Source organism: Novosphingobium malaysiense, assembly GCF_000802225.1.
GTDB classification, from domain to species: Bacteria; Pseudomonadota; Alphaproteobacteria; order Sphingomonadales; family Sphingomonadaceae; genus Novosphingobium; species Novosphingobium malaysiense.
Map to the genome: position 1 here is coordinate 237407 of NZ_JTDI01000002.1, position 17346 is coordinate 254752.

21 protein-coding genes are annotated in these 17346 nt (G+C 67.8%); 3 read left to right on the top strand and 18 right to left on the bottom strand.

From position 1 onward, the window contains the following. Positions 1 to 4: 4 nt before the first annotated feature. The 17 genes from LK12_RS06035 to LK12_RS06110 all read right to left on the bottom strand — a co-directional run bounded on the left by LK12_RS06035 (position 5) and on the right by LK12_RS06110 (position 13595). The gene (locus LK12_RS06035) at positions 5 to 2200 is read right to left on the bottom strand and encodes a GTA baseplate fiber-binding domain-containing protein (protein ID WP_052223215.1); all 2196 of its coding nucleotides are present in this window, start codon (positions 2198 to 2200) and stop codon (positions 5 to 7) included. Position 2201: 1 nt separating this feature from the next. Further along, a complete protein-coding gene (locus LK12_RS06040; RefSeq protein WP_039280721.1) occupies positions 2202 to 2612 on the bottom strand; it encodes an NlpC/P60 family protein in 411 nt (136 codons plus the stop codon). Then, positions 2609 to 3433: a DUF2163 domain-containing protein gene (locus LK12_RS06045; RefSeq protein WP_039280722.1), complete on the bottom strand. Its 825-nt coding sequence runs from the start codon at positions 3431 to 3433 to the stop codon at positions 2609 to 2611. The genes LK12_RS06040 and LK12_RS06045 overlap by 4 nt, the downstream gene beginning before the upstream one ends. Then, the gene (locus LK12_RS06050; protein ID WP_039280723.1) at positions 3430 to 5763 is read right to left on the bottom strand and encodes a DUF2460 domain-containing protein; all 2334 of its coding nucleotides are present in this window, start codon (positions 5761 to 5763) and stop codon (positions 3430 to 3432) included. Before LK12_RS06050 ends, LK12_RS06045 begins: the two co-directional genes overlap by 4 nt. 13 nt (positions 5764 to 5776) lie before the next feature. Then, a complete protein-coding gene (locus LK12_RS06055) occupies positions 5777 to 6346 on the bottom strand; it encodes a hypothetical protein (RefSeq protein ID WP_039280724.1) in 570 nt (189 codons plus the stop codon). Then, a complete protein-coding gene (locus tag LK12_RS06060) occupies positions 6336 to 6539 on the bottom strand; it encodes a phage tail assembly chaperone (protein ID WP_039280725.1) in 204 nt (67 codons plus the stop codon). The genes LK12_RS06055 and LK12_RS06060 overlap by 11 nt, the downstream gene beginning before the upstream one ends. Continuing rightward, a complete protein-coding gene (locus LK12_RS06065; RefSeq protein ID WP_039280726.1) occupies positions 6536 to 6844 on the bottom strand; it encodes a gene transfer agent family protein in 309 nt (102 codons plus the stop codon). The genes LK12_RS06060 and LK12_RS06065 overlap by 4 nt, the downstream gene beginning before the upstream one ends. After that, a complete protein-coding gene (locus LK12_RS06070) occupies positions 6841 to 7248 on the bottom strand; it encodes a phage major tail protein, TP901-1 family (RefSeq protein ID WP_039280727.1) in 408 nt (135 codons plus the stop codon). Before LK12_RS06070 ends, LK12_RS06065 begins: the two co-directional genes overlap by 4 nt. A 30-nt stretch (positions 7249 to 7278) precedes the next feature. Continuing rightward, positions 7279 to 7668 (bottom strand): DUF3168 domain-containing protein, encoded by a 390-nt coding sequence (locus LK12_RS06075; RefSeq protein WP_039280728.1) that lies wholly within the window; start codon positions 7666 to 7668, stop codon positions 7279 to 7281. Positions 7669 to 7671: 3 nt separating this feature from the next. Next, complete coding sequence (locus LK12_RS24570) at positions 7672 to 7848, bottom strand: hypothetical protein (protein ID WP_156135415.1); 177 nt, start codon at positions 7846 to 7848, stop codon at positions 7672 to 7674. After that, positions 7845 to 8387, bottom strand: coding sequence for a head-tail connector protein (locus tag LK12_RS06080; protein WP_052223216.1), 543 nt, complete (start codon positions 8385 to 8387; stop codon positions 7845 to 7847). The genes LK12_RS24570 and LK12_RS06080 overlap by 4 nt, the downstream gene beginning before the upstream one ends. A gap of 78 nt (positions 8388 to 8465) precedes the next feature. Beyond that, a complete protein-coding gene (locus LK12_RS06085) occupies positions 8466 to 9596 on the bottom strand; it encodes a phage major capsid protein (RefSeq protein WP_039280729.1) in 1131 nt (376 codons plus the stop codon). 68 nt (positions 9597 to 9664) lie between these two features. After that, entirely contained in the window at positions 9665 to 10162 is a 498-nt protein-coding gene (locus LK12_RS06090) for an HK97 family phage prohead protease (protein WP_082010390.1), read from the bottom strand. Next, positions 10159 to 10467, bottom strand: a complete 309-nt coding sequence (locus LK12_RS06095) for a DUF6127 family protein (RefSeq protein ID WP_039280730.1) — start codon at positions 10465 to 10467, stop codon at positions 10159 to 10161. The genes LK12_RS06090 and LK12_RS06095 overlap by 4 nt, the downstream gene beginning before the upstream one ends. Next, a complete protein-coding gene (locus LK12_RS06100) occupies positions 10454 to 11617 on the bottom strand; it encodes a phage portal protein (protein ID WP_039280731.1) in 1164 nt (387 codons plus the stop codon). Before LK12_RS06100 ends, LK12_RS06095 begins: the two co-directional genes overlap by 14 nt. A 192-nt stretch (positions 11618 to 11809) precedes the next feature. Next, complete coding sequence (locus LK12_RS06105; protein ID WP_039280732.1) at positions 11810 to 13135, bottom strand: DNA-packaging protein; 1326 nt, start codon at positions 13133 to 13135, stop codon at positions 11810 to 11812. After that, positions 13122 to 13595, bottom strand: a complete 474-nt coding sequence (locus LK12_RS06110; protein ID WP_039280733.1) for a hypothetical protein — start codon at positions 13593 to 13595, stop codon at positions 13122 to 13124. Before LK12_RS06110 ends, LK12_RS06105 begins: the two co-directional genes overlap by 14 nt. Positions 13596 to 13959: 364 nt before the next feature. Between LK12_RS06110 and LK12_RS06115 the strand changes: the two genes are divergently transcribed. Continuing rightward, positions 13960 to 14616, top strand: a complete 657-nt coding sequence (locus LK12_RS06115; protein ID WP_039280734.1) for a YqaA family protein — start codon at positions 13960 to 13962, stop codon at positions 14614 to 14616. 8 nt (positions 14617 to 14624) lie between these two features. Here the strand turns inward: LK12_RS06115 and LK12_RS06120 are convergent, their stop codons facing one another. Beyond that, on the bottom strand, positions 14625 to 15347 hold the full coding sequence (locus tag LK12_RS06120; RefSeq protein WP_052223217.1) for an IclR family transcriptional regulator: 723 nt from the start codon (positions 15345 to 15347) through the stop codon (positions 14625 to 14627). An 88-nt stretch (positions 15348 to 15435) separates the two neighbouring features. Here LK12_RS06120 and LK12_RS06125 point away from each other — a divergent pair, with 88 nt between their 5' ends. Together LK12_RS06125 and LK12_RS06130 are read left to right on the top strand one after the other, a co-directional pair. Continuing rightward, entirely contained in the window at positions 15436 to 16395 is a 960-nt protein-coding gene (locus tag LK12_RS06125) for a TauD/TfdA dioxygenase family protein (RefSeq protein WP_039280735.1), read from the top strand. A gap of 82 nt (positions 16396 to 16477) precedes the next feature. After that, positions 16478 to 17344: an alpha/beta fold hydrolase gene (locus LK12_RS06130; protein ID WP_039280736.1), complete on the top strand. Its 867-nt coding sequence runs from the start codon at positions 16478 to 16480 to the stop codon at positions 17342 to 17344. Positions 17345 to 17346 lie beyond the last annotated feature (2 nt).

Sequence of the window (17346 nt, forward strand, 5' to 3'; positions counted from 1 at the left end):
CGTGTCATGGAAGGGCACACAGCAGCAGTGGGTCGGACAGCGCGTGGGTGCCTTGCTGGCGCACCAGCACCGGTGCGTCCCGGAATTGCGGCGAGAGCTGTGTGAGCTCGGCCGCCGACAAATCGAGGCCGGGCCGACTGGTGAACCACCGTGCAACGGGCACCTCGATCGGCCCCAGGGTCACGAGGTAGGACTCGCTCTGTTCGACGAGCGGCACGTCCACGCCGTTCTGCCATTGCCAGCCCCCTCTGGCGCGGCGCGTCCAGTGAAGGGACAGCGATCCGTCCGGCCCGACGGAGCAACGCGGATGTACCGGGGCAAGCGGCCGCAAGGTTATTCCGCCGAGCAGGACCGGGGATGTGGCAGGCGCCGCGTCGGCACGCCCGAGGGCCACGACCTCCCGCTCCCCTCCGCTGCCGAGAATGCCCGCATCGAGCATCACCGGCCTGGAATCGAGCAGGACGAAGGCCTCTCCGGCGGAATGGCTGGCGATGGTGCTTTCGGTCCCGCCTCGGCCGCGAAGCAGTCCCTCCAGCCGCCAGCTTCCCTGGCCGAGGGATGTAGCCCTTGCGAACTGGAGGATTTCCTCGCCCACGAGGGCCAGGTTGGCGCCGAGCGCCAGCTGCCGCACATCTGCCGAGATGAGCGCCATGGCCGGATCGACCAGCGATACTTCGAGTGTGGAGTGACGGTCGAAGAGAAGTGGGGTGCCGGTCGCAGGAGGGCTCGTCACCGTGCCCAGGACGCTGCGGGCGCGACCGCTGGGACCGAGCGGCCTGAGCTCGCCGTCGCCGCGGTCCGCATAGAGAGCGGCACCGGGCCAACTCGCGCTGGAGCTGGAAACCGCGGCAAATATGCGAGGCCTATCCGCGCTGATGTCCGGGCCGCTCAGTGGCAGTTCGAAGGCCACCAGCGCCGTCGGTCCGGGCTGCTCGTCGGGGGGCAGGCCTGCCCGTCCCGGGTCGGCAGGCAGCTGCGGCGCGATGTCCGCCTCGTTCGGCAGGACCCGTGTCAGCGACAGTTCCACGCCGCTGCCGCGCCACTCCCAGTCCGCGACGCGCCAAGTGCCTGGCAGGTGCGGCAGCGCTACGATGCTGCCGGGGGCCACCGCCGGATCGAGCGCGCTGGTGCGCCATTGTGCGCGGTCACGCGTCCAGTCGATGCGCCGGGCCGTCCTTTCGATCAGTGCCCGCGCCGTTGCCGCGTCGAGGGCGGCGGGCAGGTCGACCACCGACGGCGAGCCTGCACAAGCGCGCCCGGAGGCACGCTGCACGCCGGGCTGGAAGTCCCGCTCGAGCTCGTAATAGCGCAGCGCTGTCGGCGGCTGAGGGGGCAGTGGGGCCCGCTGGCGGGAATATCCCGAGCCGCCTCCGAAGGCATCGTCTTCGGTGCTCACGAATGCGTCGCCGAGCGTGACCGGGCCGGTCTGCAGCCGTTCGCGCGAGATGCGCAGGTGCTCGCCGCCGGCGTCGGCCTCGAGCGGGATGACCTGCCCCAAGGCCTGCAAGCTGTCGGCCAGCCGGCCATCGCAGCTGAATCCGGCCATGCCCTGCAGCGATACGTCGGCGTCCGCATCCTCGATGACCTCGCCGACGATATCCTGGAGAGTGAAGCCGTCGTCGGCGATTATCTCGAACGTGAGTGCGGGAATGCGGTTGTAGTATTCCGCCAGTTCGAGGTCTTCGAACACGACATAGGCCAGGTCGCGATGTGCGGGACAGCGTCGGGCACCTTCGGCGGCGAGCATGAGCGGGTCCGGCGCCTCGTCGCCTGCGCCCAGATGGATGCGCAGCGCGCCGCCGACCTTGAGGTCTCCGGCTTCCCCGCGCAGCAGCTTTCCATCGGCCCAAATGCGGCCGATGCCCTTGATCGGGCGGCTTGCGAAGGCAACCGCGAAGTTGGCGGTATAGCTGTAGGTGGTAACCGACGGAGAGCCTTTGCCGCCGCCAGCGGTCTCGCTGTGCTCGACCAGATCGGTGGCCCAGATGATCGAGCCGGGCACGCGCATGCGGCCGAAGTGGCGGGGCAACGCCTGTCCGTAACTCGAGGTGCTGACCGCGAGTTCGGTGAGGCGCGGCCCCTGGCGGTGGTTGGTGCCGAACAGGGCGGTATCGACCTGACGGCCCACCAGCGAGCCGATGGCTCCGCCTACCGGGCCGCCGAGGTAGGTGCCCACGGCATTGAATACGATGGTTGCCATCTCAAGTCCTCTTGGTGGTGGGGCGCAAATGGCGGACCACGGGCCAGTGCCGTGGCAGCGGCCCCTCGACGACGCGGCGCAGGCCCGCGTGGGCATGGACGAAACTGCCCGGCGCGGTCGCGATGGCCAGGTGATGCTGGCACGGCGAAGGGCGGACGATGAGCACGTCTCCGACCGTGGCGGGCCCCTCGGCATCGCGCAGACCGAGCAGGCCGATCAGGGTCTCCAGTGGCGGGAGACAGCGCGTGCGCAGGGTGTAGGCGTTGGGAAGGCGCGTCGTGATGCCGCACGCTGTCAGGGCCGCTTCCAGCACGCCGATGCAGTCCAGTCCTGTACGCGGGTCGCGTCCGTGCAGCAGGAAGGGGCAGCCGATAAGCGCCCGCGCGGCCTGCGCCAGGGCGGCACCTGTCATCCTGCGGGCGGGGGATAGCGGGTCAGCAGGTCGTTTCCCGGCAGGAACGGTTCGCCGCGAAAGTTCGCGGCGTTGGCAAAGCGTTCGCCGCAGGTGTCGAGCGTGTGGTCGCAGCCTTCGCGCAGTCTTGCCCGCGTTCCGTTCTGCATGGTCTCGTCGATCGGCCTGTCCAATACCAGTCCACCCGATCCATTGCCGGCGACGATGCCCGACACGAAACTCGCTTCGGGGCCGTCCAGCCAGAGCAGGGTGCCGCCCACGTAGAGGTCGACATCAATTGCCTCGGCAAACTGTACCGAATTGGTAGCGGGATCGACCGACGACAGCGACACTTCCCGGGAAAAGCGCATCGGATTGAGATTGCAGCCCGGTCCACAAAAGGCCGCCCGGCAGGTCGGGCTGGTGCGCGGTACCGGGTCGCGGTGCAATTCCGCCTTGCGTGAGACAAGGTCCGCCGAAAAGCCGCCATCTTCTTCCCGAATGGCGCCGATGATGCCGGCATAGAGCACCTCCCGGTCGCGGGTTTCCCAATCGACCACGCCGATGCGCACTTGAGCGCCGTCGAAACGTCCGGCGGCGAGGTCTTCGCCGGTGATCGCCTCGTGCGTGAGGGCGCCGCGCACCTCGGCGCTGTCGGGCTCCAGATCGGCGGACTTGCGGATGGCGGCAGGCACCATGCCGGGCGAGGCGCGGTGGAGCACGCCGTCGAACCACAGATCGCGGTCATGCGTGGTGAAACCCAGCGTCACCCCATCGCGGCGCAGCACACGCCAGAAAGTGGCGGCGGTTTCGAGATCGCCGGCGAACCAGACCCTGCTCATGATGCCTCCCGCACTTCGACGACGGGCACGCTGGGCGCCTCGCCGGCCGCAAAGGCGGCGCCGGAGATCTCGAGCTGGTCTTCTGCAAAGCGGACAGGCACGTCGAAGAGAAAGCCGGCCTTCACGACTGCGCCGTTTGCCGGTGGCGTATCGAAGGCGATCACGCCGCCGTCGCCCAGCGACCAATTGCCGGCCTGGACCGCTTCATCGATGGAAACCGAGACCGTCGCGAAGTCGGGCCGGGTGATCCGGCGAACCTGCGCATCTTCGCCGTCGCCATAGGCCTTGATCAGCGCGAACTCGGTTTTCAACCCGTCGCCGATGCCCAAGGTTTGGTCGAGCGCCGTCGGCACGCCGGTCATGCCGTTCGAGCTGTGATCGCTCGGGTCGCACAGGCGGAAACCGCGCGCCGGTCCGCGACGGGCGCGGTAGAAGCCGATCAGCGTGCCGAGTTCGGCTTCGGAGCGCACGCCCGGCCCGACATCGAAGCGCAGCCGCGCGTTCGACCACTGGCTGTTGCGCCGCTCGAAACCGGACGCCGTCACCGCCACGCTGGTCGAGAATTCGGGAATGACCGTTGCATCCCGCCCCAGCGCGAGCGGGTAGGATACGTCGTCGAAAGCCTGCATGTCGGCGGCTCCTGTCGTGTCTGGGGAGGGCAAGCGCACGTATCCGTCGCGCGCGATCTGCGGCAGCGCCCAGACGACGATCTCGTGCGGGCTGCGGGCAAGCGCTTCGTCGATCCCGGCATCGATCCGCAACCACTGGTCGCTTTCAGCGGGATCGAGCACGAAGCCGGCGAGATAGTCCTGCTGCGCCGGTGGATAGCCGAGCCGCTGGTTCACTTCGGCATAGGCCTTTCGGCGCAGGCCGTCGGCGCCGGCAGTGAGCCAGTCGTAGTCCTCCACCTGCAGCCGGTCGAAGGCGGGCGAGGCCCAGCCCAGGGGCAGGTTCGCACGCTTCAGTTCAGGCATCTCGGCGGCGAGCAGCGTGGGCGTGAATACCAGTGCCAGCGCCTCGGCGGGTGCGGGATCGGCAGCCGCGCGCACGGCGCTCACCAGATCGGCGGTCGATTGCGCGAGCAGCGCGCCGGCGGCATCGAGCAGATCGGTCTGCGCTGCGTTCAGGCCGGCGCGCATGTCCGGAATGGCCGGCGGCGCCCCGCCGAACGCCGCGGTCGCGGCCGCGTCGTAAAGGCAGATGCGTCCATCGGGGAACGTCCACCACCACGGCTCGCCCACTTGAAAGCGTACCGGCGTTGCGGTTTCGGTCATTAGGTCAGTGAAGGCCGCGGCGACCGATTGCAGCCAGGCCATCGCCTGCGCATTCGCCGGGGACAGCAGCGTCGAGGGTGGCGACCATCCGGTCAGTGCCGGATTGCCCTGATGGTCGCGCTGCTTCCAGTCCTCGGGGCAGTGCTGGTCGAGCAGTTCGTAAGAGAGCGAGGCGATGGGGCTGAAACCCATCGCGGTGGCTTCCGCGAAGACCGCTTCATGCCAGACGCGGGTGGGGGTGTTGAGCGGATCGGCGGTCTGCCCGGCAATATAGGTGCCGGACTGCGCCACCAGCCGGAAGTAGTGGCTCATGCCGACGTAGAGCACCAGCGAACCGCGATAGCCGAGCTGGCGGGCATTGCGCAGCAGCCGCGCCGGGGTCTGCACGCCCTGATCGTCGAACCCGGTTGCTAGCGCGAGGCCATGCGGCGGCACCACCACGTCGCCGATTTCGAGCATCGCGCGGGCACCGTCAGTGGCGATTTCGCTCATCTCGATCCAGCCTTCGGCTTCGACGGGCAGCGGATCGGTGCTGCCGTCGTAGCCGGGCGGGGCGAAGGAGATGAACATGCGGTCGATGTCCTCCGGCCAGACTGGCTCGCCCGGTAGCGAGAAACCGGCCTGCAGGTCGGAGAAGCGCAAGGTGATCAGGGCATCTTCACCGGTACCCTCGGCGTAGTTCCAGAGCCGCACGTACCAGGTTCGCGCAGCGCCGTTCTCGTCGCGGCCTTCGATGGTCAGCGTCGGGCCATATACCGCATCGAGCGGCAGAACCCCGCTGGAGCGCCAGCGGAAGGCGAACGACGTATGCGCGTAATTGCGGTCGGTCTTGTAGGCGAGCAGCGGGTGGTCCAGCGCATCTTCGCTGGTCCAGATCAGCCCGCCCAGATCGCCCTTGCGCAGGAAAGAGGCGTCGACGCGCAGGGCATCGGGTCCGGTCGAGACGACCGTCGCCACCATAGGGCGCGGGAAATTGACGGTCCAGAAGCGCGGATCGAAGCGGGTGATCCAGCCGCTCGCCTGCCCCTGCCGCTTATCGGCAAGCCAGAATGCCATGATGCCTCTCCGCTCAGGATTGGGTCAGTGCGCGCCGCACCGCGCTCGCCACCTGGCGCGAGGAGCGCTGGAGCGACTGCGGTGTAGTGCTGCCTCGCGGGGTGTTGACGGCGATGGCGACGCGAACGTCGCGGCTGGTCGGGTGCGATGAGCCCTCGATGCGCCCGGCAGAAGTCGGCACGAAGACCTCGGGACCGCGCTCGCCGACGACGTAGCCGCGCCCCGGTGCGACATTGCCGCCCGTCGCGCGGCCGGGAAGGCCGAGCGCGGCGGTGAACAGCCCCGCGAAGTCTATCAGTCCGCCGCTCCCGCCGGAGCCTTGGCCCAAGTTCCCGAGCAAGGTTTGCGCGGCCTGTCCGGCGATCTCGTCGAGGGTGGACAGGGCCATGCGCTTGAGATCGTCGAAGCCCAGGCTGCCGCTGCGGATCGCGCCGGCGAGGCCCTTTTCCAAGGCCTGCCCGGCTCTGGTGAAGCCGGAAACGAGATCGGCGTCCACGGCGGCACGCATGGCCGCGATATCGCGGGCAAAGCCTTCGGTACCGGCGCGGACTTCCACCAGCAGGCTGTCGATTTCATCGTCCATGATCGTGTTCCATCAGCCGTTGCAGGGTTGGCCGGTCGAGACCGGGCGCGGCATCGCCGGGCGCAAGCAGCCCCAGCGCCGCCGCCAGTTCAGCGGGTGTGGCCGCCCAGAATTCGGGTGGACGCCAATGCAGCGTGCGGGCGGCAAGCGCGCAAAGGGCGAGAGCGGCTGGGGCAAATTGGAGGCCCGTCATCCCGCGCCCTTGAGGATCTGCGAGAGCAGCACGCGCAAGGGTGCAGCACAGGCGGCAAGGCCCTGCGTCATGACGGCTTCGCCAACTGTTTCGCGGGAGATTTCGGTGCGTCGTTCCAGGCAGTGCCAGAACAGCGTGGTCATTTCGCTCAGGCGCAGCTCCCCCGCGCCAGCCCGTTCGACCAGCGCGAAGAGCGGACCGAGTTCCTCTTCCGCCGCGACGAGCGCGCCGAAAGTGGGGCGCAGGACATGCGGGACGCCGCCGATGATCAGCGTGGACTCGCCGCGCAGGGCATTGGCACTCATGCCGAGACGACCTCGCCCGAGCTTTCGAGCTGGAGCGTGTAGTTGCGCTCGCCGTTGAAATCGCCGGCATAGTCGAGCCGCTGGACGAGGAAGCGGCCTTGCAGCTTCTCGCCGTCCTCGAAGCTGAGCTGGTAGTCGTCGAGCGTGCCGGCCATGGCATTGGCGCGGACCTGCGCTTCGGCCGCGCTGCCGAGGAATATCCCGGCCGCGCTCACTGAAACCGCACGGACACCGGCGCCGGAGAGCAGTTCGCGCCAGCCGCCGCTATCCTTGCTGGTGACGACGACGGTTTCGCCTGTCACCGACATCTGCGTGGTGCGCAGTCCGGCGACGGTCTGATAGCTGGCGGGCGCGCCGCCGTCGGAAATCTTGAGGAGGAAGGCGCTGCCTTTCTGGGCGGTCATGGGGTTCTCCTTGAATGGCTGGGCGAGGGATCATTCCGCCAGCAGGCGGAAGCGATATTCGAGCAGCACGGCGCGGCGGTTCTGGCCGCGCTGTTCGGCGCGGGCGCGCAGGAACCGGATGGTGGCGACGGCAAAGCCGGTCTGCGCCCGGGGCAGGTTTTCGATTCGCGCCTCGATGGCGGTCACCAGATCGGCGGCGGCACCGGGCGCGTCTCCCCGGCAATGCAGTTCCAGCGCAACGCGCACTTCGCGCCCGCTTGCTGTCTTGCAGCTCCAGTCGGTGCTGGCGCTGGCAGCGAGGGCGAGCCAGGGCGGACTGGTACGCGACGGGGCCTCCTCGACCACGGCGTTGAGCTGGCCGGATAGCGCGGGATCGGCGGCAAGCCAGGCGATGAGGGCAGCGCGCAAGGCGATTTCCATAGCCTATCCTTTCGCGAACAGAGGCCAGAGCAGGTGGGCGCGGCGCCATCGCCGGGCATCGTGGCGCCGGGCCAGCGCACGGGCCCCGATGTGGGCGATGGCGAGCGCACGGGCTTTTCCGGCAAGGCGGGAGGCGAGCGATGCGAAGTCCGCTTCGGCGTCGATCATGCCGCCGCTCATGCGAGATGCATCCGCCGCCAGGGCCGCCACAGCGCCGCGACCGAAGCGGGCGGCAGCGGGGCGGCGCCTTCGGTCTCGCGCTCGCGGTGCTGATGTGCAGCGAGGCGGATCAACCCGTGGCGCAGGCTCTCGGGCAGGGCGGCCCAGTCTGCAGCCAGTCCCGCAGTGAAGCGGACGGCGACACGCGCGCCGGTTTCGGGCAGGCGAATGCGTCCCGCCCCTTCGGCATCGAGGTCGATTTCGTACGATCCGGCATCAAGTGCAGAGCGCGAACTGTCGGCAGCGATGACTTCCACGCCCGAAATCGCCTGAACCGGGCGCGTGGCCAGCGTGTGCCACCCGGCGCGTGCGCCCAGCACTTCCTCGCACTCGGCTTCGAGCGGCATCTGGCCGGTGAAGCCCTCGCAGACCTCGAGCGCGGTTGTCAGCAGCGAAAGCAGCGGCGTGTCGTCGCCCGTCGTGGTAATGCCGAGCCATTGCTTGAGCTCGGCCAGCGCCGCGCCGGGCAGGACGGCGGGCGTAAGGATGACGCGGTTCATGAACGTCTCCGTTCGCAGAGGAGGGGTGCCCGCGCCGCCGGGGAGGGAAAGCGGCGCGGACGCGATCGCGGCGGACGGTCAGGCCGCGATCTTGAGCAGCTTGATCGCGTCGGAGTCGAGCACTTGCCCGCCGATCCGCTTAGTGGCGTAGAAGTGGACGAAGGGCTTGTTGGTGAAGGGATCGCGCAGGATCGCGGTCGCGCTGCGTTCGGCGATCAAGTAGCCGGCGCGGAAGTTGCCGAAGGCGATGGGGCATTCGTTCGCGGCGATGTCGGGCATGTCCTCGGCCTCGACCACCGGATAGCCGAGCAGGCGGTCGGGCTGGCCATCGACCAGTCCGGGCTGCCACAGGAATGCACCGTCCGAGGTCTTGAGCTTGCGCACTTCGGCCAGCGTTGCCGAGTTCATCACCCAGCTTGCGCCCTGCCGGTGCCCGGCCTTGAGCGCGTGGACGAGGTCGATCAGCACCAGCTCGACCACGCTGCCCAGCGTATTGGCATCGCCCGAGACGAGGTGCTGCAACATGCCGAACGGCCGCGCCGCGTCGCCGGAAGCACTGGTGGCGCCGGTGAGGAAGCCCTTGGGCTGGTTGGTGCCGCTGCCGCCGACGAAAGCCGCGCCTTCCGCACGGGCGAATTCCATCGCGATCTCGTCTGCCAGCCACGACTGGATATCGAAGGCGGCATCGTCGAGCATCGCCTGGCTGGCAGCAGGATTGGCGTAGAGTTCGCCGGAGGGCGGGGCGATTTCGGAGAATGTCGGCGTATCGGTTTCGGGCCGCGCGGTGGTTTCGCTCACCCAGCCCGAGGCGGTGCCGCCGGTGGTGACGAGCTTGCGATAGCCCGCCGAGCCTGTCTGCACGACCTGGGCGATGGCGCGGATCGGGCTGATGTTCTTGAGCCTTGCGGCGATCATCGCATCGATTTCCTGCGGCACGGCATAGCCGCCCTCGGCGCCACTCGTGCCGCTCAGCGACTTGATCTCGCTCTCGCGGCCAAGGCGCAGGTAGCCGTCGACGAAGCCTTTCACTTCCATGCTCGGCGCGCTGGCACCGTCGAGCGCGGGCCGGGCTGCGGCGCGGCTGACCTTGTCGAGGCGGACTTTCACGTCATCGACGTCGCCGCGCAGGGTTTCGACGGCCTGTTCGGTGGCGTCTTGGCGGGCGACGAGATCGAACGAGGCGTCGAGGGATTCGGTTGGCGTTTCCATGGGGCAGATACCTTTCGTGTGGGGAAGAAATCCTCCCCCGGCGGGGGGAGGGGAGGGGCACAGGCGGTTTACGGAACGGCGAGAGGGCAGGTCTGGCGGCGTGTGCCCCTCCACCACTCGTCGAGTGGTCCCCCTCCCCGTGCCGGGGAGGATACAAGATGCACCCGCGCGCCGTGCTGCATCGGGTGGGTGACGAGGCTTACTTCGAAGAGGTCGAGCTCGATCAGCTCGCGGCCCTCGCGGGTGCGCAGGCTTTCGCGGACGCGATAGCCGAAGGAGAGGCCGGTCACGACGCCGCGCTTCACGGCCATGCCGGCGGCCCCTTCGGGATTGTCGATTCCGGCGATAACCCGCAGGCCGCGTTCGTCTTCGGCCACGGTTTCGACCCAGCCGAGGCGCTGGTCGGCGCGGTGCTGCCAGAACAGCGGGAGGGGATCGCGGCGCGCGGCCAGCGTGCGGGCGAAAGCGCCGGGCCGGATCGTGTCGCGCCCGGCGTCGCGCTTGCCGAACAGGGCGGCGTAACCGGCGAAGCGGAGCCGCTCATCCTGAGCTTGCCGAAGGGTCACCGCAGCAGCTCCGTCGCGCCGAGCCGGACGGCGAGGCCCAGCAGCAGCAAGGCGAGAAGCCCCCGCACCACCCAGCCGATCACCGCCGTCTGCGCACTCGACTTGGCATCGCGCCAGGCCTGCAGAAGCTGCCGCAGTTCGGAGAGGTCCTGCGTGGCGCTTTCATCGTCGAGCCCGACGCGTTCGAGCATCCGCGACGCGCCCCGCTCGCTCGCTTCCTCGACGATCGCGCGCAGCGTGACGAGATCGCTGCCTTCGTCCGCCGCCTGCGCGAGCAGTTCGGCCAGCATGTCATTTCTGTTCATGAAATGTTCCTTTCATTTCACCCAGGCCGAGCAAGGCGCGCTTTTCCTGCGGGTCGAAGAAGTCCGCGGCGCTGATTTGCGCCCAGAGCCGTTCGCGGTCCTCGGCGAGTGCGGGGACCCGGTCGAGATCGACGGCGAGGTCGGCCTCGGGGAACCAGGGCGAGAGGCCCTCGCACAGCCCGGCGAAGATCTTCGCGGCGAGCGGCAGCAGGGTGAGCCGCCACAAGGCGCGGTTGGCCTCGCGGTAGTTGGCGTAAGTCGAATCGCCGGGCAGGCCGAGCAGCATCGGCGGCACCCCGAAAGCGAGCGCGATGTCGCGCGCCGCCGCCGCCTTCAGCGTGGCGAAGTCCATGTCCGCCGGGCTCAGCGCCATGGTCTGCCATTTGAGGCCGCCTTCCAGCACCATCGGCCGCCCGGCATTGCCCGCACCGGCAAAGGCGCTGGCAAGCTCGGCCTTGAGCCGTTCGAACTGCTCGCCGGTCAGCGCGCTGCCATCCTCGGTTTCGTAGACCAGCGCACCGGAGGGGCGTGCGGCGTTTTCGAGAAGCTGGCGGTTCCATTCGGCGGCGGCGTTGTGGATTGCCACGGCCTGATCGGCGGCGCTCAGGCATCCGGCGCCGTAGTGATCGTCCGCCGGGTGGAAGTGGCGCAGATGGATCAGGTTGGGTGAAGCGTCCTCGTCCAGCAGCGGGATCGACAGCCGCTTTCCGGCGACATCGTAGGCATAGGCGCTGGGCCAGCCGTTTGCGCCTGCGGCGATGGAAACGCGCTCGGGCCGCAGCGCGAAGAGTTCGACGGGCCGCCCGCGGGCATCCTTGAGCACCTGCACATAGGCATTGCCGTGCAAGAGCAAGTGTGCGGCGAGCGTTTCCAGTAGCGATTGCCCGGCGCTGGTTTCGCCGACGAGCGCGAGGAGTTTCGCATCCGCCGGTTTCAGCGGCGCGCCGCCGATCCCTTCGGCCACCAGCCGCACCGCGCGCTGCGCCACCGGATTCTCCAGATAGGCGCGCCGGATGGCGGCGTTGTATTCGAAGGGGGCACGCCCGCCGCCGCTGTCGGCGAAGAACCATGGCGAAGCCGGCCCGCGTGCTAGCGGCACACGCGCACTCTCGCCCTTGAAGGCGGCGACGAGCGTATCGATGAAGGACATGGATTTCCTTTCTGCAAGGCCTTCCGGCGAAGCCCGGAAGTCGCATAGTTCCCCTCCCGCTTGCGGGAGGGGCTAGGGGAGGGCCTGTTTTTCGCGTTCAGTGTCGTGAGGAGGGAAAGGGACATGCCCTCCCCCGATCCCTCCCGTTCACTGGAGGGGGAGAATGAAGAAGCCACCGCTTCCCGTAGCTGCTCAGGTCACCCGAACCCGCGGTTCAGTCGCTTTCCCGAGCATCAGCTCGGTCAGCGCCCAGACCAGCGCATCGGCGCGGTCTGGCGAGCGGCCCGGCCCCTGATAGGCGCCGCCCGCTATCAGTCCGCACAGTTCGTCTTCCAGTTCCGGGAACGTCCCGGCGTGGCGCACGCGGCCGGCTTCGTAGAGCGCGGCCACCGGTTCGGCGCGGGCGACTTTGCCCCGGCTGGCGTGGACCAGCTTGAGCGGCAACGAAATGTCCGCCGCGCGCAGGACGCTGGCGACCATCGCACCGCCCTGATTGGCCTCCGCAACCACCTTGTCGACCCGCCAGGCCCTGGCAGTCCGGGCGACGGCACGGGCCCAGCGTTCGGGGCTGGCCATTTGCACCGAGGCATCGGCGAGAACATGTGCCGTGCCGTCCTCCGCGCGGCCCGCAACGATGATCCCGCAGGCATCGCCGCCGCTGGAGGCGGGCGGATCGACGCCCACCACCACGCGGACAAGCTCGGGCGCTTCGGTTTCGCGGCGCTGTTCGATCAGCGCGCGGGTCCACAGGGCGCCTTCGATATCGTCGAGCAGTTCGCCGTCCAGCTCCTGTCGGCCCAGCAGTGATTTGCCGAACTGGCGGCGAATATCGCGAACGAAGCGGTCGGGCAGGTTGGCACGATTGTCTTCGGTGCAACCGCGGGTGATCGCCAGCGCATCGTCCGCCTCCTCCATCAGCCGGCGCACCAGCGGCACCGCGCGGGGCGTTGTCGTTGCGACCAGACGCGGGAGCTCGCCGAGGCGCAGGCCGAACAGCAGGTTGTCCCAGGCGCGGGTCGCCCGCTGCGAGGCATTGTCCCATTTCGCGATCTCGTCGCACCAGGCGTGGCTGTGTTGCGGACCGCGCAGCGTCTCGGGATCGCCCGCCGAATAGAGCAGCGCCTGTGCGCCGTTGGGCCAAGAAATCCGCCGCAGGCTCGGTTCGAACTCCGGACGGTGGCGTAGCGGACACACGCCCAGCAGCCCGCTTTCGCCCTCGACCATCACCGCGCGGACTTCGGGCAGCGAGGCGCCGACAAAGGCAATGCGCGCCTGCGGATCGGCGTCGGCAACGGCGCGGGCCCATTCGGCGCCTGCGCGAGTCTTGCCGAAACCGCGCCCGGCCATGATCAGCCAGGTGCGCCAGTCGCCTGGCGGCGGGAGCTGTTCGCTGCGGGCCCAGAGCTTCCAGTGGGTCTGCACTTCCTCGCGTTCGGTTTCGGACAGCGTTCGCAGTTTTTCCCGTCGTTCCTCCAGAGTCAGCGTGTTCAGGATGCGAAGCTGCTCACTGATCGGCATCGGCGTTCCCGGCAGGCGCCTCGTCCGGGGCGGGCAGGGCATTGAGCGAACGTTCGCGCATCTTCTCGATCTTGGCGTTGATGGCATCGAGGATCGCTTCGGAATTGCGGTTCTGGTGGATCGCCCGCTGGCGCGCGGCGCTTTCGCGGTGGGCAGCGAGTAGGCGCAGCGCGGTGGCATTGTCGAACACGCGGGTGCCGCGTCTGGCGCCGCTGGCGGGCTTGATCTCGCCTTCGCGCAGGCGCTGCAGCAGGCTCATTTCGAGGTGATCGTAGCCCTCGCACAGCGCGACCTGCCATTCGCGGTAGAACTCCGGATCGCTGCGGCGCAGGTCGTAGACGGTGGAGGTTCCGATACCGGCCTTGCGGGCGGAAGCCGCGACATTGGAGGTGGCTGCCAGTCCGGCAAGGAACGCCTTGCGCCAGTTGCGCGGCCTCGAGCGCGCGGGCTGCTTGGCCATGCGGATCTCCTTGAAGGATGGGATAATCTCCTTCCCCCTCGATGGGGGAAGGATACGAAGCCTTGGTGAGCGAAGCGAACCTAGGCGCAGTTGGACGGGGGTGAGGGGAGCGCGGTGCTGAAAAGTCACCCCCACCCACTTCGGCCAGGCAGGCAAGCTGCCAAGCCCGCGTACATCTCCCCATCAAGGGAGAGGAGGATGGGGGCGACTCGGTTTATCGCGATGTTCTCTATATGTACCTAAATGGCGTGACGCTGTCAATCGAAAATAACCAAATAGGTTATGTGCTCCACAAAGGCTTGCCGCTTGCCGCGGCGCAGCACCGCCGGTAAGCACGCCTTCGCAAGGATTTCCGGAGACCTCGATGCTGCGCCGCCTCTACGACTGGACGATGGAAAAGGCGGCCCACCGCCACGCCCAATGGTGGCTGGCAGGGTTCTCGTTCGTCGAATCGAGCTTTTTCCCGATCCCGCCGCATCCGCTCCTGGGCCTCATGTGCCTTGCCGAGCCGAAGAAGGCGGTGCGCTATGCGGCGATAACCACGATCTTTTCGGTCCTCGGCGGCATATTCGGCTACCTGATCGGGTACTTCCTCTACGATACGGTCGGCGTTCCGATGCTCAACGCGCTGGGGCTGATGGAGAGTTTTCCCAAGGTGCGCTGCTACTTCCAGGCCAATGGAGAATGGGCCGTCCTGCTCGGTGCGATGACCCCGATACCATTCAAGCTGCTGACGATCATGGCCGGCTTCATGGAAATGAGCCCGGTGCGTTTCATCGTTTCGGCGCTGGTCGGGCGCGGCGCGATCTTCATGACCGTGGGCGTGCTGTTCCGGCTCTTCGGTGCCCCGATCAAGGCGGTCATCGACAAGCACCTTGGCAAGGTCACGATCCTGTTCGGCGTTCTTCTCGTCGGCGGCTTTGCCGTGCTTGCCCTGCTGGGCGGCGGTGCAAAGAAATCCAACGAGCAATGCGCGGCGCCTGCGGAAACGGCCGCCGTGAGCCTGCTCCCGAGCGCGTGACCAGCCGCTCAGCCGGTTTCCGTTGAAAGCTGCCGGGCGCCTGCGCTCAGAAGCGAGCCCATCGCCGCCCGGCGGTCGGGTTTCAGCCGCTCGGCGGGGCCGGTCAGCACCAGCGTTCCCACCGGCAATCCATCCGGCCCCAGCACCGCCGCGGCCATGGCGACCGCGCCGGCCTGCAGTTCCTCGTCGTTGACGGTGTAGCCCCGCGTGCGAGTCGCATCGAATTCGGTGCGGGTGCCCGCATCGGGCGGCGATCCCAGGATCTGCGCCTGCTGATCCTTTGGCAGATAGGGCAGCACCGCGCGGGCGGTGGCGCTGCCCTGCATCGGAATGACAATGCCGATGGCCGGGACCATGCGTAGCAGATGGTGGCTCTCGGCGGCGGCCATGACCACGAAGTGATCGCCGTCGGGCACGGCCAGATAGGCCGTCTCCCCGGTCTCGGTGCGCAGCCGTTCGAGGATGGGCCCGGCGCGCAGGCGCAGGCTCTCGTTGCTGTGCGGCGGCCGGGCGAGGGTGAGCACGTGCGGCGAGAGTTCCCACTGGCCCGCAAGCCCCGGTGCCGGGCGTATCCAGCCGGCATCGGCCAGCGTCATCAGGTCGCGCTGCACCGCGCTCTTGTCCGCCTCCAGCAGCCGGGCAAGCGCGCTGACCCCGATCGGTTGGGCATGGGCGATACTCTCGAAGACCGAGAGCATGCGGGTAGCACTGCGGCTGCGCTTGACGGCCACGCGATCTCCAAAGTATCATGTTACTATTCAACAAGACGTATTACATAGTAATACTATTGGCAATCCAGTTTGTGTCGGGAGATCACACATGCCCCTCGAAGACGTCCGCCCGCTGCAGGAAGGGCTTCCTTTCGGTGTCCGCATCGGCGGCCTCACGCGTGAGAAGCTTGAGGACAAGGCGCTGCGCGACGAGATCGACGCGTTGTTCGTGAAGCACGGCATGATCGTGTTCGAGGATGTCGAGCAGTCCGATGAAATGCAGCTGGCTCTCTCGAGCTGTTTCGGCCCGCTCAAGGAACATCCGGTGAAGGCCGTTGGCCGCGTCGATTCGGACCGCATGCCCGGCGTGATCGAAATCCGCAGCAAGCGCGGGCGCGGAATCGTCGAAGTGGATGGCAAGCAGGTCTCGCACTGGCTGCCCTGGCACTTCGACCACTGCTACAACGACGAACTCAACCGTGCCGGCGTGCTGCGCTCGGTGGAGCGGGTGGAAGAAGGCGGGATTACGGGCTTTCTCGACGGTATCGCGCTGTACGAAGCCTTCCCGAAAGACCTTCGCGAGCGGATCGAGGGCAAGGAGATCGTCTACACTCTCAGCACCCAGTACGACGAACTCAAGTTCGGCCGCCCGGCGCAGTACCGCATGATCGAGCCCAAGCCGTCGAGCCCGGAATTCAAGGCCCAGGCCGCCTCGATGCCGCGCGCGATCCATCCCGCGGTCTGGACCCGGCCGACCGGCGAGAAGTGCCTGCACGTCTCGTCCTACATGGCGCAGGGCATCCTCGGAGACGAAACGCCAGAGGGCGATGCGCTACTCGAGGAGGTCTGCCAGGAGATCAACCGGCTCGCCGAGACCTGCAGCTACCACCACACGTGGCGTCCCACCGACATGGCGATCTGGGACAACCTGCGCATGCTTCACTGCGTCTCGGGCAACAACCCGGACGAAGAGCGCCTGATGTACCGCACCACGATTGCGGGCGACTATGGCCACGGCCGCTGGGAAGAAGCCCCGCGCGAAGCGGTCACCGCCGACGCGATGGCGTGATATTCGAGGTTGCTGCCTGACGGGAATGCTCGCAGGCTGCCCTCAACGACGCCCGAGACGAGGGACAGGCCGGGGAGAGGCTATGGCAAAGATCGATGTGAACGGGCTCACGCTCGACTACGAATTTCTGGGCGATGAAAACGCACCGCCTTTGGTGCTGACGCCGGGCGGGCGCTACCCGCGCAACACGGCCGGTCTGCCCGAACTCGGCGAGAAGCTGGTCGAGGGCGGGTTTCGGGTCCTGCTCTGGGATCGCCCGGGCTGCGGCGCCTCCGACATCGCGTTCACCGCGCCCAGCGAATCGGTGATGAACTGCGAGGCGCTGGTCGGTCTGATTCAGGCGCTGGAGTTGAAAAACGTGACGCTGGCCGGCGGTTCGGCCGGCTCGCGCATCAGCCTGATGGCCGCGGCGCGCATGCCCGACAACGTGCGCAAGATGGCGATCTGGTGGATCAGCGGCGGACCCGTCTCCCTCGCCGGTCTCGCGTGGTTCTACTGCGGCGATCAGATCTCGGCGGCATCGAAAGGCGGAATGGAAGCGGTCGTCCAGCTGCCGAGTTGGGCGGACCAGATTTCGCGCAACCCGAAGATTCGCGATATCCTGCTGGCGCAAGACGCCGACGAGTACATCGCCACCATGCAGAAGTGGGGCAAGGCCTTCGCCTATTCCGACGATTCGCCGGTGCCGGGCATGACCGAGGCGGACTTCGCCAAACTGACGATGCCGATCATGACCTTCCGCTCGGGCAAGAGCGACATGGCGCACACCCGCGAGACATCCGAATGGGTCCACCGCCTGCTGCCCAACTCGACCATGGTCGAACCACCGTGGGGCGATCAGGAGTGGAACTACGTCTCGACCTTCCCGGTCGATACCGAGAAACGCCGCGGCCGCTTCGAACGCTGGCCGCTGCTGGCCCCCATGCTGCTCGATTTCCTGAAGGACTGATC

What these genes read in the sequence shown, in the direction of transcription:
- LK12_RS06035 (WP_052223215.1), bottom strand. Translation starts at nt 2,200, where the DNA reads ATGGCAACCATCGTATTCAATGCCGTGGGCACCTACCTCGGCGGCCCG.
- LK12_RS06040 (WP_039280721.1), bottom strand. Translation starts at nt 2,612, where the DNA reads ATGACAGGTGCCGCCCTGGCGCAGGCCGCGCGGGCGCTTATCGGCTGC.
- LK12_RS06045 (WP_039280722.1), bottom strand. Translation starts at nt 3,433, where the DNA reads ATGAGCAGGGTCTGGTTCGCCGGCGATCTCGAAACCGCCGCCACTTTC.
- LK12_RS06050 (WP_039280723.1), bottom strand. Translation starts at nt 5,763, where the DNA reads ATGGCATTCTGGCTTGCCGATAAGCGGCAGGGGCAGGCGAGCGGCTGG.
- LK12_RS06055 (WP_039280724.1), bottom strand. Translation starts at nt 6,346, where the DNA reads ATGGACGATGAAATCGACAGCCTGCTGGTGGAAGTCCGCGCCGGTACC.
- LK12_RS06060 (WP_039280725.1), bottom strand. Translation starts at nt 6,539, where the DNA reads ATGACGGGCCTCCAATTTGCCCCAGCCGCTCTCGCCCTTTGCGCGCTT.
- LK12_RS06065 (WP_039280726.1), bottom strand. Translation starts at nt 6,844, where the DNA reads ATGAGTGCCAATGCCCTGCGCGGCGAGTCCACGCTGATCATCGGCGGC.
- LK12_RS06070 (WP_039280727.1), bottom strand. Translation starts at nt 7,248, where the DNA reads ATGACCGCCCAGAAAGGCAGCGCCTTCCTCCTCAAGATTTCCGACGGC.
- LK12_RS06075 (WP_039280728.1), bottom strand. Translation starts at nt 7,668, where the DNA reads ATGGAAATCGCCTTGCGCGCTGCCCTCATCGCCTGGCTTGCCGCCGAT.
- LK12_RS24570 (WP_156135415.1), bottom strand. Translation starts at nt 7,848, where the DNA reads ATGAGCGGCGGCATGATCGACGCCGAAGCGGACTTCGCATCGCTCGCC.
- LK12_RS06080 (WP_052223216.1), bottom strand. Translation starts at nt 8,387, where the DNA reads ATGAACCGCGTCATCCTTACGCCCGCCGTCCTGCCCGGCGCGGCGCTG.
- LK12_RS06085 (WP_039280729.1), bottom strand. Translation starts at nt 9,596, where the DNA reads ATGGAAACGCCAACCGAATCCCTCGACGCCTCGTTCGATCTCGTCGCC.
- LK12_RS06095 (WP_039280730.1), bottom strand. Translation starts at nt 10,467, where the DNA reads ATGAACAGAAATGACATGCTGGCCGAACTGCTCGCGCAGGCGGCGGAC.
- LK12_RS06100 (WP_039280731.1), bottom strand. Translation starts at nt 11,617, where the DNA reads ATGTCCTTCATCGATACGCTCGTCGCCGCCTTCAAGGGCGAGAGTGCG.
- LK12_RS06105 (WP_039280732.1), bottom strand. Translation starts at nt 13,135, where the DNA reads ATGCCGATCAGTGAGCAGCTTCGCATCCTGAACACGCTGACTCTGGAG.
- LK12_RS06110 (WP_039280733.1), bottom strand. Translation starts at nt 13,595, where the DNA reads ATGGCCAAGCAGCCCGCGCGCTCGAGGCCGCGCAACTGGCGCAAGGCG.
- LK12_RS06115 (WP_039280734.1), top strand. Translation starts at nt 13,960, where the DNA reads ATGCTGCGCCGCCTCTACGACTGGACGATGGAAAAGGCGGCCCACCGC.
- LK12_RS06125 (WP_039280735.1), top strand. Translation starts at nt 15,436, where the DNA reads ATGCCCCTCGAAGACGTCCGCCCGCTGCAGGAAGGGCTTCCTTTCGGT.
- LK12_RS06130 (WP_039280736.1), top strand. Translation starts at nt 16,478, where the DNA reads ATGGCAAAGATCGATGTGAACGGGCTCACGCTCGACTACGAATTTCTG.